Source organism: Curtobacterium sp. B18 (genome assembly GCF_000333375.1).
GTDB lineage: Bacteria > Actinomycetota > Actinomycetes > Actinomycetales > Microbacteriaceae > Curtobacterium.
This window is the reverse complement of record NZ_BACZ01000043.1, coordinates 1-237: the sequence shown is the minus strand read 5'-3', so window position 1 is coordinate 237 and position 237 is coordinate 1. Positions and strand designations below refer to the sequence as shown.

1 protein-coding gene is annotated in these 237 nt (G+C 69.2%); it reads left to right on the top strand.

Features of this window, described 5'->3' with window-relative positions; genetic code table 11:
• Nucleotides 1–237 (top strand): hypothetical protein (locus I5E_RS25070; protein WP_042723452.1); only part of this gene is annotated, 237 nt, incomplete at both ends.

Sequence of the window (237 nt, the reverse complement as noted above, 5' to 3'; positions counted from 1 at the left end):
CTCCGGCGAACTGGGCTTCATGCGCGTCGCCGGCCCCGATGGGCCGGGTGAGCAGATCCAGACGCTCGTCTCGCTCTCCGGTCTCGCCCGCCATCTGGCGACGAAGCGCTTCAAGCTGTCCGACGTGATGGGCGACTACACGCCCGCGCCCAAGCTCGACGCCTGCGTCGCCGAGTGGATCGAGCAGGCCGCGACGCAGCTCTGCGGTCCGCTCGACGCGGTGAACTGCCTGATCAA